The sequence below is a fragment of the Varibaculum cambriense genome, from assembly GCF_032557235.1.
Taxonomy (GTDB): Bacteria; Actinomycetota; Actinomycetes; order Actinomycetales; family Actinomycetaceae; genus Varibaculum; species Varibaculum cambriense_C.
Genome location: NZ_JAWGMB010000007.1, coordinates 13,620 through 28,190, shown reverse-complemented (window position 1 = coordinate 28,190; position 14,571 = coordinate 13,620). Strand labels below are relative to the sequence as shown.

Below are 14,571 nucleotides of genomic sequence, written 5' to 3'. Positions count from 1 at the left end.
TTGGGGTCTGACCTTAGTTATCCTGACTAACAGGAATCATTTACGACGATCGTCGTCCTTACTAAGGCGGTCAGCGCCCCATCTACCTCCGTTTTGAGCGGCGGTAACTGCAGTTTATCTAGGACGTAAGTCAGGGGTAAATATGCAATATGCATAAAATCTGGAACTAGAATGTGCATAATGTATATATGATTACTGTGCAGGCTCTCCTGGGGCGACCGCATTTACATATTCAATCCCTGTGGTGTCCTAATCCTTTGGCGAAGCTGCGCTGGGTGGCGACCTCGGAGCAGATAAATCCTGCTACTTTCTTAGAGGGAAACGAGCTGCTGCTCACCACTTCCGCGGGGAATCCGGAGGGAGAAGCTGGTTGGCTCGAATATGCTCATCGCCTGGTGGCGGGGGGTATTACTACCCTGGGGTTCGGGTTGGGGCTTAGCCACGATACTGTTCCTCCGCTACTGGTACAGGCAGCTCGGAAAACTGGTCTTAATTTAATTGAGGTAGCTGCCGATCAATCTTTTGTGGCGCTTTCCCAAGAAGTTGCGCGGATGATCGAGGTCGAAGCCACCTCCGGGAAATATAAACTGGCGGCTTTGCAACAGCGCCTGATCCAAGCATCTGCACAGCCGCGCAGTGTAGAGATGATTACCGGGGAGTTGGCGCGAGGGATCGGCGCGGAGGTAATCATCAGAGATAAGGCGGGCAGGATAATAGCCCAAGCGTCCGCACCTACGTTAAGTGCCGACTTAGGGAATTTTGCAGAACAGTCTTGGGAGAGGTTTTCGGCAAAAACCTCCCAGCTTTCCTTTGAAGCCGAGGAAGGCTATTGTCTTTTTTCTGCTATTAACGCTCTCGGGCAGGAAACCGCTTGGCTGCAGGTCTGTTGGAGCGTATTCCCTCAGCCGTGGCAGCAGCAGGCGCTGTCGCAGGCGGGGCTGTTAATCGCCTCGGCGCTAGCTAATTCCCGCTTTGTGTCCTCCTATCATGGGCGCTTATTGCAGCGTGCTTTTACCCTGTTGCTTTCTGGGGAGCTGGGGGCGGCGCAGATTCTAACCGAGATGGCGTTTCCTCACGCTCGCGCGCTTAGTGGGCGCTATGTTCCGTTGGTAGTGGCGGGGGAGGAGGGCGACCTGCGGGCTTTGGCTACCAGAGTGGAGCGGGCAGTGACAAAAACTATGCCTTCGCCGCTGTGGCGTTTTCACGCCGAAAATCTGGAAATGGCGATTCCGGTAACGGCGTTGCCGCTCACTTTGTCCAACTTTTCCCGGAAAGAGTTTTCGGCTTTGCGAGCAGGAGTGGGGCAGGATTACCCGATCTCGCGGTTTAGTGCCGGGCTATCCGGGGCGCGGCAAGCTTTACGGCACACCGGAAATACCCAGCAGGTAGCCCGGTGGGAGGAGATTTCCCGTTCCGGGCTATTGCAGGTAATGGGGAGGGAAACGGTAGCGGCGTTCTCTCAGCAATTCCTGCGACCTCTGCGGGGAGAGGCGGACCTGCTGGCACTGTTGGAACAGTATGTAGTCACTAAGGGGAACCGGCAGCAGATGGCAAAGACCTTGGGTCTGCACCGCAACACCGTGGCGAAGCGGCTAGAAAAACTGCAAAGCAAACTGGGCATTAACCTGGCAGAAGCCGGTGCGCAAGCCTCCGCCTGGGTAGCGCTACAAGGACGCAATTCCTAGCGGGCTTGGCGTAGCTGGCGAGCCGCGAGCACCCCGGCACCGGCCAGTGCCAGGATCGCGGAGATCAAAGCCAGAGTGGCTCCGTTCGCACCGGTAATGCTCAGTGACGAGGGCGCCGGCCCTGCGCTAGCGTTAGCGGAGTTTGAACCACCGGTCATATAAGCACCGGCAGGTGCTTCGGTAGCTCCGCCGCTTTGGCCAGCTGACGGCGACGTAGTGCTTGCTCCACCCTTGCCACCCGGTTGGGGCTTAGAAGTGGGGTCAGTACTGGGCGCGGTCGGCTTGGATGTAGGCTCGTCGCTAGGCTCCGTAGTCGGATCAGCAGTCGGATCGGTAGTCGGTTTATCTTCCGGTTCCGCCAGGTTAACGAACGGTTTCGCCGCGTTTTGTGACCATTTACCATCCGTTCCCTTACTGAAGGAAAGCGTTTGCGGGGCGGCCACCTGCAGACCTTTGGCGGTAGTTAGCTGCTTTAGCTGGTATTGCAAGGTTACGTCGTCAACCTGCACTTTATAGGCGCCGGTAGCCGCATTTTGGTCTTTGGGAACCGTGAAGGTGGTGGGGCCACTGACAAAATCCGTGACTTCAAAGGCAGCCGCGACGGGTTTACCATCTTTGCCCAGGGGAGTGACCTGGAAAGAAGTCCCGGCTACTGCCTGACCCTTAGAATCAACCACCTTCCAGGTAAGTAACCCGCTGACCGGTTTGGGATCCGGGGTCGGCTCGTCCGTGGGATCCGTTGTCGGTTCCTCCGTGGGATCAGGGGTGGGATCGGTATCCTGCTTGCTATTGCTAATCACCAGAGCCCCATCAGCCAGGTCAACCCCGGTGTCATCTACTGAAACCTGGGCTTTCCCATTCTCAAAACTGATGGTGTAGGTCTTGGCATCCTTGTCGTAGCCTTCCGGTGCTGCGGTCTGCTGCAACTTATAGGTCTTAGCCTGATTCAAAGTGGCCTGGAAAGAGGCGTCCGCCTTATTCTCCGTGACCGGAACGGTTTCGCTGCCATCTTTCAGGGAGAAGCTGCCGCCTGCTAGGGGCTTAGAATCCTTGTCTACCAGTTTCCAAGTGAACTGCGCGGTCTTAATCACTGGGGTGTTTTCAAACTTGAGGCCGCTGCCTACCACGATCTGGCTGTAGCGTCCGTCAGTTAGCTGCTTGAAAGTTACGACTTGAGCGCCGGTCAGGGGAGCAAAATCAGCGCCGAAGCGTATTTGTTCCACTTGATACTTCAAGGAACCATCTGGGACTTCTACCCGGTATTGCCCCAGCTTCGGATTCAGATCCCGATCCCCGGCGATAGCGGTGGCATCCGAGACAGTGAACGACGTCGCGCTATCTAAGGTCTTGCCATCAGCTTTAAGGGCAGTCACCTTAAAGGAAGTGCCCGGCACATACTGCGAAGCATCCGCGCTAGAAACTACTTCCCAACGAATCTCTGCCTTAGTAGGCAGTTTAACGTTCTTAATGACCAGACCCTCATCCGCTAAAGGCTTACCGTTTATCTGCGGCTGGTAGGTGTCACCCTTGGCAACGAAAGTGAGCTGATAGTTGGCCTTATCGGCCTCATAGCCGTTGGGAGCGGCGCTTTGCGTCAAAGTGTAGGTCTTGGTGGGATCCAGATTCGAAGCGCTATACATCCCAGGATCCGCCGCGTCCTGGGAGATGACGGTCAGGGGAGTATCCCCACCTTTGAGAGTAAAAGTAGCCCCATTAAGGTTTTTACCGTCACTGCCAGTCAGTTTCCAAGCAAAAGAGGTAGTGGCCGGAGGCTTCGGTAGCGCCGCGTTAGTGAAGGTAACCTCACTGGTTTCCTTACCGGCAACCTTCGCGGCCCAAATTCCGTTGGTGTTATCTTTCTCTACGAAAGTTATTTCATAAGAGGTAACTTCACCGAGCTGGTAGCCTTCGGGGGCTGCGGACTGGGTGAGGGTGCATGATTTCTTAGTGGGATCTAAGTTAACGCTGTAACTGCCCGAGGCGGTACCGGAAGTCGGAATCTGCACTTCTTGGGAGCCACAAACCAGTTTGAAGCTGCCGCCGGGTAGCAGGTTATGGTCGGTATCTTGTAGTTTCCAGTTGAAAGCAACTGGCTGAGGAGGCAGCGGAGTCTTGGCGTTAGTAATCACAAACGCTTCACCACTTACTGCCTTACCGTCGACCTTTGCCTGGTAGCCCTGGGAGGTCTTTTCAAAAGTAACGGTATGGCTGGTTTGCTGCGGCAATTCGTAGCCTTTAGGAGCAGCGGTTTGGGTGAGCACATAGCTCTTGGCCGGATCCAAGTCACTGGCGGTGAAAGTACCCGAAGCAGAATCCGGGACGTTAACTGCCGCGCCGTCTTTTTCAGTCAAAGTAAACTGTCCGCCACTTAACGCTTGGCCTTTAGCATCTTGCAGCTGCCAGGAGAAAGCCGCTTTTTCGGGCTGCGGATCCGGGGGAGTAACCTGATCCTCACACTTAGTTACCGCTTTCACCACGGTATCGGCGCTCAGCTTCGTCTGAGCGATCTCGACCTCACCGGTCGCGGTGCCGTTGAGTTCCCAATGATCCAGCGCGCAGGTCTTACCCGAAACTGAGGGTAAAGTTACTGCAGGTAGCGATCCGATAACAGTATTCGGCGGCAGGTAGCGCGCAGTGGTGTAGGCCGGCGGAAGGCTTCCGCCCTCGCCAGCTACCTGGTACTCCAACGAGTACCCCTGCGCCCAAAGCAATCCGTCTTGGGTGTAAATCTGTCCGTTAACCGCGAAGACAAAAGCATCTGTCGCGTTCTTATCGCCGTGATAGGCGAACAGGCTGGGGGTCACCCGCGATTGCAGGTAATAGTTGCCGGTCTGGGGAACAGAAAGTGCCAAGTTGTTGTAAAGAGTACTGGTTAGGGCAGAAGAAAGCACGATTTCGCCCTCGGGGGTAACCAGAGAGAAAGGCACTGACTGTTTATTCTGGGTGAGTTTAGCTACCGCAGTACTCAGGCCCAAAGTTTGCGGATTGCCGGCTCCGTCCGCTTTGCCATCAGCAAAACGCAAGTTTAGTACCTGTCCCTTGCCGGAGCTGGTGTCTAGCGGCATATTTTCCCTGTCAGCAAGGGGGTAGGTACGTTGCGTGCTGCCATCAGTGCGGGGAGAACCCTCTGGCGAGGTGACCTGGAGCTTAGCGCCGGCGTCCAAGTTTGCGGTTACCGAACTGCCCCCACCGGAACTTTGGAAACCTAGACCCACCCCAGAGCTGGCCTGTCCACCAATCAAATCCAGATTGGGGCTGCCCGAAAGAGTGATTCTAGCGGGAACTTTACTCCTATACCCGGAGCCAATTGCGGCTCCGAAGCCGTAACCTAACTTTTGAGTTTGCTGCGATACTGGCTGCACGGCGGCTTGCACGGTGGGAGAGCCAGAAATGCTGACCTGGAAAGGATCGGATACGTAGGTATCGATAAACCCGGCACTACCGATTACTGCCCCATCCCGGCGTCCAAAGACTTTCGCAGTCACATTCGCCTGGTCAGTGAGGCTTGCCCGCCCGGAACGGTTAGCTGCTGCGCCAATAGCTCCATTAACTGCGGTGTACTTTTCGGCGGAATCCCCGGCGGTCTCGGCATTGATTCGCGCATTTCCCGAAATAACCACCTGGTTTTGCTGGGCAGCGCGAATCGTATCTTCGTTCAAACGGGAGTTTCCGGTAAACAGCTCGTCTGAGGGGAGACCGCCCGCCCCGATAGCGGGAGATTCGCTTACTACCCCCAGGGCATCAACCTGGGCACTATCGGAAATGGTGACCTTAGAAGCTCCAGAGGCATAACCCCCACCGATGGCGGCGCCGCGACCATTGGAATAAGCGGTTACCTGGGCATTACCAGAGATACGTACGTCTAGGTTGGCGCTGTCAGGGCCAGACCCGATAGCGGCGATATCCCCGGCGGGATCAAGGTGGGAGTCAGCGGTACCCACGGTGACTTTGCCGCCGCTAATAGCTACTTCACAGCCGGGAGCCTTTGGCCAGCCGAGATTAGCGAAGTTCTCGTTCCAGTTGCCCACCCCCCGGCAACCAATATTCATCGCGCTATTGCCGGTGTCAGCAGTAGCCGGGCTGACCTGGACGAGGCCGCCAGAAATATTTACCCGTGGGTACGGCTGGGTAAAAGCATTCTTTACGTGTCCCTCAGAATCCTGCATGGGGGTAGTGAAACTGCCTGCTCCCAGGGCGGTGTGGTTCCCGGTAGCGTTAATCTGTCCGCCGCTAACGTTGATAGTTACCGTCGCGTTTTTCTGTGCCCAATCGGATTCTGCGTCTGCCGGAAGCTGAACTGCGCCGCGACCAGTACCGATAAAGGCTCCACCGTAAGCGCCGTTGCCTACTTTTGCGAGGTTGACGCTCCCGCCTTTGACATTGATAGTGCCTCCAGCGCTCCAAGGAGTTTGATCATAGTTGTTCAGCCAGCTGGGATTAGTGTTCGGGTTTACCTCGTAATAAGCGCCACCGGAACCAATCAGGGCAGCACTTTCGGAAGATCCCTTGAGGTTTAAGGTGCCGCCAGTAAGGTTAATGGTGCCGAAAGTTGAAAAGTGTTGGGTGCCAATCAGGGCAGCTTGAGACCGGGGAGAGTCGGGATTGTTCAGGTTCAAGACCCCAGATCCTGCCTGGCCGACATTCAGGGTAGTACCGGCTTTTACCTGCACCAAGGGGAGCGGAACCGGGTATTCCTTGGTGGCATTTTCCGAGGAGGCGCCCTGGCGGGTGAAAGTGTTTGTCCCGCTAAAAGCCAGGCGGTTATTGGCGTTGTTGTCCCCAGCGGTAACCATCGCCAAGTCTGGGTGGGAGGAGTTATCGATGTTGAGGTTGTTTAGCGTCAGAGTATGACCTGCGTTGACCAGGAAAGACAGCCCCTTAAAAGTCTTATTAGTCGCGCCGGTCACGGTCACGTTGCCACCAACAGTGATGGTGCGCTTTGGGGCGTCGGCCGGCAAAGTGGAATCGCTAAGGTCGATGTCCTCGGTGAGAACGGTACCTAACTGATTCCAGGACTTTATGACCTTGCCGTTGGCGGCGTTAGCTACACCTAGCGTTAACGCCGGACCGATCAGGGCAATCATGTATCCGATTAGGGAGAGGGTGAGGACTAGCGCCGTAGGGCGTTTAGCTAAGGGATTGCGCATCAGGACTCCTGCTGATTGCCTCAAAGTTACAAAGATTACAATTCTGTAACAAGTCTACCAGAATTTGAGGTTGATCCGCTAGTGTGTTCGCCCTTAAAAACTTGTTGTTTATGCTGGTTAAACCGATTGTGGTAAAAGTAGCATTAACGCTTCTAAGGGGATGGTTACCCAGTCGGGACGCTGCGCGGCTTCGTAGCGCACTTCATAGAGAGCTTTTTCCACTTCAAAGGCTCTCAAAACCACCAGAGCGGGGCCAGGAAGTTGCTCTTCTCCAAAGTATCCGGCCAGGAACGCGAGGCGGGCACGGTTAAGCCATTCTCCATCCGCACCACCCTCTACGCGGGCGTAGTCAAATGAGCGCAGCATCCCCGCAATATCACGTTCTACCTGGTCAGGAGCGGTACGTTCTTCTAAGGGGCGTAAAGGCTCACCCTCGAAATCGATAGCATACCAACTCTTCGAGCTATACAGGCACTGCCCTAAGTGATAGTCTCCGTGGACTCGTTGCGTAGGCGGTAATCCCCCCAATCCAGTAAGTGCCTGGGCGAGGCGAGCGACTTCCTCTCCGATTTGCGGATGGTCTCGCAGTTGCGGATAAGCCGTCTCGGCCTGCTGATACTGGTTGCGCAAACGGGTAGCGAGCATAGTTCCCGAGGCCGGATCCTCGCCCTGTCCAAAAGCCTCCAAAAGGTGGCGGTGCATATCGGCGGTAAACGCTCCTAACTGGCGAGCTAGCTTCGTGGGGTCTTCGCCGCTAGCGGCGAGGGAACAAATCAGCCGGAAACCATCTTGAGCTGCATCTAGGCGGATCGCCGCACAAGCGGTAGTGACCTCTTGCGGCTGACCGTCTTGATCCCAAAGACTAAGCTGCGAGTAGCCGCGGGGCTGCGGCACCCCTTGCCAACCGGTACGCGCCAGCTCTAAGGGTACGGTCACTTCCGGGTTCGACCCGGTTACTAGCACCCGGAAAAACTTAATGATCGTCGGATATTTTCCGCCCAACAGCACCGAAGTATTGGATTGTTCCCCGGATAAAACTTTGCTTTCCAAAGCGGCATCCATCAGGTTAGATAGCAGATCATCCGCTTCTGGTAACAGCGGTAAAGTACCAGCTTGATGGGTAGAGCGGATCCAATGCTGCACGTAGGCCGGGCAGTAGGGGCCGTCGACTAGGTATCCGGGATTTTGCGAGCAGGGGGTACGTCCCGCTACCCCGTCTCCGTTCCAATCTGCCACCAATGCCAAGGGCAGGTGATACCAGATGCCCTGCGCTTCCAAAATCAAGAGTCGAAACCCAGGATCCTCAAGTTCGCGGTAATCCAAAACTCGCACCTGGGAGCGTTCCAGGTGGGAGGGAAACCAACGCCGCTGGATCAGATAGTCCCAGATAGTGTCGATAATAGCGTCTCTGCTAGGCCATTTAAGCTGGCTATTAGGGGACTCAGCGGTCATCTTCATTCTCCTTTAACACCGAGAAATCTAGCGCCGGGTAAGGATAGGCAGTAGTTTCGGCATCTGTGTCGGGTTGGGGGGCAGCAGGTGGGGTGGCGCTATGGGCGATCACCGGAACAGAGGTAGTAGTGGCCTGGGGCTCATTTTCTGTATCTTGCAGCTCTTGTGCCTGGTCAGGAGCAAAAAGCTCTAGCCAATAAAAACCGTGGCGATTCATGGTTACGGTGACGGTTTCATCCGCGCCCACTGCCGGGAACCAGCCGCCATCGAAAGCTTCCCGCAGACACCAAGTGGCCATCCCGGGTAAGCTTAGTCGCGCCGCTACCGCGCCTTCGCCCAGATTGTAGACACAAAGCACAGTGGAGTTTTGGTCACGGCGAATAAAGGCCAATACCGAGTCTTGATCCGAGCCTACCTGTGACAATGAGCCTTGCCCGAAGCAGGTCAGGCGGCGGCGTAAATGGATGGCGTCGCGCAACCAGTGCAGCAAAGATGTGGGACGCCCCAGAGATTCTTGCACATTGATGGTGCGGTTATCCCAACCGGGAGAGTCAATCAAAGGAACCAGGAAAGACTCGGGGTCGGCGGCAGAAAAACCGGCGGTCGCCGAAGTATCCCATTGCATCGGGGTGCGTACCCCGAAACGGTCAGGGAGCCAAATATTGTCTCCCATGCCGATTTCGTCTCCGTAGTAGAGGAAGGGAGAGCCAGGCATAGAAAGCAAGAGGGCGTGGGCAAGTTCCACTTTGCGACGAGAACCCCCTAAAAGTGGCGCGAGGCGGCGGCGAATCCCCACATTTGCCCGCATCCGCGATTCTGGCGCATACCAGGAATACATGTTTTCACGTTCCTGGTCAGTCACCATTTCCAGGGTGAGTTCATCGTGGTTACGTAAGAAAGTTCCCCATTGCGCACCCGCAGGCAGTTCCGGTAGCTCCGCGAGGATTTGCCGCAGCCCCTTCGAAGAGCCGGTGCGCAGCGCCGCAAACAGCCGAGGCATTAAGGGGAAGTGGAAACAAATATGGCATTCAGGTTCGGTTTCCGTGCCGAAATAGTCAATCACATCTAGGGGAGGCTGATTGGCTTCCGCCACCATTAAAGTTCCCGGGAACTCCGCATCCACCATTTTTCGAAGTTCGCTCACAAACCAGTGAGTTTTCGGGAGGTTTTCGCAGTTGGTTCCGTTTTCTTCAAATAGGTAGGGGATCGCGTCTAGACGGAAACCGTCCACCCCGGTGCGACACCAATAACGCACCACGTTCATTACGGCCGCTTGCACCGCCGGATTCTCAAAGTTCAAATCCGGTTGGTGAGAAAAGAAACGGTGCCAATAGTACTGCCCGCGTACCTCGTCATAGGTCCAGTTTGAGGTTTCGGTGTCGATAAAAATAATCCGGGCATCCTGGTATTCCTGGTCGCTATCGCGCCAAACGTAAAAATCCCCGTATTCGCCCTCCGGATCTTTGCGGGAAGCCTCGAACCAAGGGTGCTGGTCAGAGGTGTGGTTGACTACGATATCTACCAAGATGCGGATGCCACGTTCGTGAGCGGCCTCCACTAAAGCGGTGAAATCTTCCATGGAACCAAAAGCCGGGTTCACATCGGTGTAAGCGCTAATATCATAGCCGCCATCGTGCATCGGCGAAGGATAAAAGGGAGGTAGCCACAGGCAATCCACTCCCAGCCAGGCCAGGTAATCCAGACGGGAAATCAGCCCCTGGAAATCTCCAACGCCGTCCCCATTTGAATCCGAAAACGCCTGGATCAGCACCTCGTAGAAAACGGCGCTGCGATACCAGTTCGGGGTTTCCGCAGGGGAGGGAACCGCCTGGCAATCCCGGCGCGGCAGTAATAGTTTGCCCAGGTTGTCGTATTCCTCAGATATGGCTTCGCTCAACAAATACTCCTCTTAAATGCGCTAGTTTAAGAAGCTTCCACGGACATGATATGGGCAGGGCGATCATAGGGGTTGAGCTCGAAATAGTTAGCCGACCCCCAATCGTAGACTTTCCCATCTAGCTCGTCGCGTACTTTAAAGCAGGACGAGGACGAGCCACTGATCTTCAGCGCCGACAGATCCAGGTGGATAGCACCAATCGCGGTATCGTGAGGATCCAGATTCACTACCACAATCACAGTGTCAGCCATCCCAGTCGGAGATTCCCAAGCATCCAGGTGCCGGGAGAAACAGACTACTCCCGGATGGGTAGTTTCATGAACCTTCAAATTCCGCAGGCGCTGCAAAGCCGGGTGGCGGCGGCGAATCCCATTCAAAGTAGTGAGCAAACCCATCATTTCTTGCGCGGTTTCCCCGGAATAATCACGCGGCCTGTACTCGTATTTTTCGTTATCGATTTGCTCCTCAAAGCCGGGACGCTGCACATTTTCAATCAGTTCATAACCGCTATAAATACCCCAGTTAGGGGAGCCAGTAGCGGCCAAAACTGCCCGCATTTTGAAGGCCTGAATCCCGCCATCAACCATGACCTGGGTCAAAATATCGTGGGTGGTTGGCCAGAAAGAAGGCCGCATATAGGGACTCGATTCCCAAGCCACCTCGTCGAAGTATTCTTCGATCTCTTTACGGGTGTTCCGCCAAGTGAAATAGGTATAGGACTGATGGAAACCTACCTGCGCCAAAGTGCGCATCATCGCGGGGCGGGTAAACGCCTCCGCCAGGAATAACACGTCGGGATGTTTGTGGTGGAACTCCGCCAAAATTTCTTGCCAGAACTGTACCGGCTTAGTGTGGGGATTATCCACCCGGAAAATCGTTACTCCATGATCAATCCACTTTTGAATCACGTCCCGTACCGCGTTATATAAGCCGCGATAGTCCTTATCGAAAACCAGGGGATAAATATCTTGATATTTCTTGGGAGGATTCTCCGCATAGGCAATCGTCCCGTCCGGGCGGTGCTTAAACCACTGCGGATGATCCTTAACCCAGGGGTGATCCGGGGAGCATTGCAGCGCCAAATCCAGCGCTACCTCGAGACCTAGACCCTTCGCCTTTTTAACGAAGTAATCAAAATCGTCAAAATCGCCCAGATCAGGGTGAATAGCGTCATGGCCACCCTGGGCGCTGCCAATGCCGTAGGGCGAGCCGGGATCGTCCGGGGTAGCCTCCAAAGAATTATTGCGCCCTTTTCGGAAAGTAGTTCCGATGGGGTGAACCGGAGTTAAATAGGCGACGTCGAACCCCATAGCGGCAATGCGCGGCAAATCAGCGGCGGCAGTGCGCAAGGTTCCCGAATGCCAATGCCCTTCCTGATCTTTATAGGCACCGATAGAGCGGGGGAAGATCTCGTACCAGGAACCGTAAAGGGCGCGTTCGCGGTCAACCCGCAAAGGATAGGTGCGGGAAGACTCGAGCAGATCCCGGAGGGGATGAGCCCGGAAGATTCCCCGAATCGAAGAATGAAGCCCCACCGACAGACGCTCTTGCGGTGGACGCGACTGATCCCGCATAGCTTTGGCTGCATCCAAGAGGCGAGTGGCGCTCTTGGCATCCGGCGCCTGCTGGGCAGGATTATTTATGGCTTCCCCGTTAGCGGCACGTTCAAAAAGTCGGGCGCCTAACTCGAACTCCATCTCTACATCTTGATCTGCCTGCACCTTAATGGAGGCTTCCTTTGCCCAGGTCTGATAGGGGTCACAGAAAGTATCGACCCTAAAACTCCAGTCCCCGACTCCGGTGGGTTTAATCCAGGCTTCCAGGCGATCCAAACCGGGCGCGACATCGTACATCCGCGCCCGCATGGTTTCTTTGCCCTGCGGATCGACCAATACCACTTCTGCCCCTAAAGCATCGTGGCCTTCCCGGAACACGGTGGCGCGCACCGGGAAGGATTCATTCTCGACTGCTTTGGCTGGCCAGAGGCCGTCCTCGAAAACCGGTTCTACTTCGGTGACCGGGATCCGTGCCAGCCGAGCCTCGGGAGAAATAAGGTTTAAAGGCTTTGCGGCAGCCGCTTTGGGGGCGGCTGTTTTCGCCCGGCTGGCGCGCCGGCGAGGAATGCTGGTAGCAGTTTTAGTTTTACTGGCGGAGGCCGTCTTGGCTTTCGTGGTACCGTCCGCCGGGGGAGTAGTGGCAGCGGCCTTGGCGTGAACCGCGGTTTTACGGGAACTGGTGGCGCTCACCTTGGAAGATTTAGCCCTCTGACCAGCTGAACTAGTAGTTGAGCGAGTTTTGCGGGAACGAGGCGTATCGCCGGCCATAGTGTCTCCTTATTAGACGGACTGCTTCCCCTCCAGCCTAACAAGAGGCAGTGCTCCTCGCGTCCTTTCCGCTGTCAGCAAGCAATAAAAGCGAGCGTAAAGTGCAGATACTTTGGACAAAAACAGTTTTAACCGTCGGTAGCCGAGGCCGGGCCGTCTAAAGAAATCTTAGGACCGAGATAAGTCGGTTTTTGCCCAGTAAGCACCCAAGCAACGTCCTTGGTGCGCGCCAAATATTCGCGAAGGTTACGTTCTACTTGCCCCCGATACGCATTACCGGCCGCACCTACTCCCCAAACCTCGATACCGCGACTTTGACAATCGTAGAGGGCGCGGGGCAAATGGTAGGGCTGGGTCACTACGATCGCGCGTTGCACCGAAAAAATTGCTTCCGCACGATAAGCCGACTCATAGGTAGAAAAACCGGCATGATCAGCATAAATCACCTGATCGCTAACCCCATGCTTAATCAACCACTGCCGCATCGCCTTGATCTCGTCATAGTGAACCTGCCCGTGGTCACCGCTAATCAAGATCTTCTTAGCCGCTCCCGCCTGATACAGATTCAAAGCGGTTTGCAGACGGTGGGTAAGCATCGGCGAGGGCGAGCCGTTCGGGTTTACCCCCGCTCCCAAAACCAGGATCACCTGGGCGTCCTGGTTTTTCGCGTCAGATAACGAAACTATCTGGTCTTTGGTTTTCTGCCAAACATAAATGTTAGTTCCCGCCACGACAATAGCGGCAATCACCACCAGGGTAACCACTAGCCGGATCAGTCCCCGCAAAGCACGCATAAGGCTAGTAAACCATGTTCATTGCCTGGCGAACCTCCGCCAAGGTCTGGTCAGCTACCTCATTGGCGCATTGATTTCCGCGCTCTAGCACCTGCCACAGATAGCCAGGGTCAGCCAATAGTTCAGCGCGCCGCGCCCTAATCGGGGACAGAGCGCCATCTAAAGCCTCCGTGAGCACCTGTTTTAGTTTGCCCGCACCCTGATCTCCGATCTCTTCGGCCAGCGCCCGCGGATCCTGCCCGCTAGCTAGGCCGGCCAGCCGTAACAGGTTAGAAACCTCAGGGCGATTCTCCGGATCATAAGTAATCTGGCGCTCCGCATCCGTCTTCGCGCGTTTAATCAGCTTCGCAGTCTCATCACTGGTCATGCCCAGCTCGACCGTGTTACCCCGCGACTTCGACATTTTTTCGCCATCCAACCCCAAAATCAGGGCGCCATCACCAGAAAGTAGTCCCTCCGGACGGGGGAACACCCGATGCTCCAAAGAAGACTTACGGCGGAAAACCCGCTCGAAACGATCCGAAATCACCCGCGCCTGCTCCAAGTGAGGAAGCTGATCTTTACCCACCGGCACCAGGTTAGCTTTACAGAACAAAATATCGGCCGCCTGATGCACCGGGTAAGTCAGCAACAATCCCGACATAGGCCTCTCCGAAGCCTCCAACTCTGCCTTCACTGTGGGGTTGCGGTGCAACTCCGCCTCCGTAACTAGCGAGAGGAAAGGCAACATTAACTGGTTAGCTGCCGGCACCGACGAATGGGTGAAAATCGTGGTCTTTTCCGGATCCAGTCCGCAAGCAAGATAATCAGCCAGCATATTGAGGACGCGCTCGCGAATCGGACCAGTACCCTCCCGATCCGTAATCACCTGATAGTCAGCGATCAAAATCCAGGTTTCCACCCCGCGCCGCTGGATCGTAACCCGGTTCTTAATCGTCCCGAAATAATGCCCCAAATGCAGGGCGCCAGTCGGGCGATCCCCAGTGAGTACCCGGAACTTGGAAGGATCCTTATCGATCGCTGCCTCAATCTCTTGAGATTTCAGCTCTGCCCGCTTCAAAGAAGCCGCATCAGTGGAATTTTCTAGTTTCTCGCCGCTATCGCTCATGGTTCCCAGTCTACGGTGCCAAGGATATTCCCGGAAAACCGGGTGCAACTGATAAGTCTCTTTCTTGTTGTTAGTTGTGCGCAGGGTAAAAGTTTTTCCTCCTGCTCGGATAAAATCTCTCCCCCGGGTTTACTCGGATAAAACTTTTCCCCGCGCTTACCCAA

7 protein-coding genes are annotated in these 14,571 nt (G+C 55.4%); 1 reads left to right on the top strand and 6 read right to left on the bottom strand.

Annotation, left to right across the window (positions count from 1 at the left end):
- Nucleotides 1-188: 188 nt before the first annotated feature.
- On the top strand, nt 189-1,685 hold the full coding sequence (locus E6072_RS06465) for a PucR family transcriptional regulator (protein WP_316694559.1): 1,497 nt from the start codon (nt 189-191) through the stop codon (nt 1,683-1,685).
- Here E6072_RS06465 and E6072_RS06460 read toward each other — a convergent pair.
- From E6072_RS06460 to trpS, 6 genes are all read right to left on the bottom strand, one after another.
- Complete coding sequence (locus E6072_RS06460; protein ID WP_316694558.1) at nt 1,682-6,832, bottom strand: SpaA isopeptide-forming pilin-related protein; 5,151 nt, start codon at nt 6,830-6,832, stop codon at nt 1,682-1,684. The two genes, E6072_RS06465 and E6072_RS06460, sit on opposite strands and share 4 nt — an antisense overlap.
- A 117-nt stretch (nt 6,833-6,949) precedes the next feature.
- Nucleotides 6,950-8,284 carry a phosphotransferase gene (locus E6072_RS06455; RefSeq protein ID WP_316694556.1) on the bottom strand — a complete coding sequence of 445 codons (1,335 nt, stop codon included), beginning with the start codon at nt 8,282-8,284 and terminating at the stop codon, nt 6,950-6,952.
- Nucleotides 8,274-10,181 carry a maltose alpha-D-glucosyltransferase gene (gene treS / locus E6072_RS06450; RefSeq protein ID WP_316694554.1) on the bottom strand — a complete coding sequence of 636 codons (1,908 nt, stop codon included), beginning with the start codon at nt 10,179-10,181 and terminating at the stop codon, nt 8,274-8,276. Before treS ends, E6072_RS06455 begins: the two co-directional genes overlap by 11 nt.
- A gap of 26 nt (nt 10,182-10,207) precedes the next feature.
- Nucleotides 10,208-12,505, bottom strand: coding sequence for an alpha-1,4-glucan--maltose-1-phosphate maltosyltransferase (locus E6072_RS06445; RefSeq protein WP_316694552.1), 2,298 nt, complete (start codon nt 12,503-12,505; stop codon nt 10,208-10,210).
- A 128-nt stretch (nt 12,506-12,633) separates the two neighbouring features.
- Nucleotides 12,634-13,299 carry an ElyC/SanA/YdcF family protein gene (locus tag E6072_RS06440; RefSeq protein ID WP_316694551.1) on the bottom strand — a complete coding sequence of 222 codons (666 nt, stop codon included), beginning with the start codon at nt 13,297-13,299 and terminating at the stop codon, nt 12,634-12,636.
- A gap of 4 nt (nt 13,300-13,303) precedes the next feature.
- Nucleotides 13,304-14,407: a tryptophan--tRNA ligase gene (trpS, locus tag E6072_RS06435; protein ID WP_316694549.1), complete on the bottom strand. Its 1,104-nt coding sequence runs from the start codon at nt 14,405-14,407 to the stop codon at nt 13,304-13,306.
- Nucleotides 14,408-14,571: the final 164 nt, after the last annotated feature.

What these genes read in the sequence shown, in the direction of transcription:
- E6072_RS06445 (WP_316694552.1), bottom strand. Translation starts at nt 12,505, where the DNA reads ATGGCCGGCGATACGCCTCGTTCCCGCAAAACTCGCTCAACTACTAGT.
- E6072_RS06465 (WP_316694559.1), top strand. Translation starts at nt 189, where the DNA reads ATGATTACTGTGCAGGCTCTCCTGGGGCGACCGCATTTACATATTCAA.
- E6072_RS06460 (WP_316694558.1), bottom strand. Translation starts at nt 6,832, where the DNA reads ATGCGCAATCCCTTAGCTAAACGCCCTACGGCGCTAGTCCTCACCCTC.
- E6072_RS06440 (WP_316694551.1), bottom strand. Translation starts at nt 13,299, where the DNA reads ATGCGTGCTTTGCGGGGACTGATCCGGCTAGTGGTTACCCTGGTGGTG.
- trpS (WP_316694549.1), bottom strand. Translation starts at nt 14,407, where the DNA reads ATGAGCGATAGCGGCGAGAAACTAGAAAATTCCACTGATGCGGCTTCT.
- E6072_RS06455 (WP_316694556.1), bottom strand. Translation starts at nt 8,284, where the DNA reads ATGACCGCTGAGTCCCCTAATAGCCAGCTTAAATGGCCTAGCAGAGAC.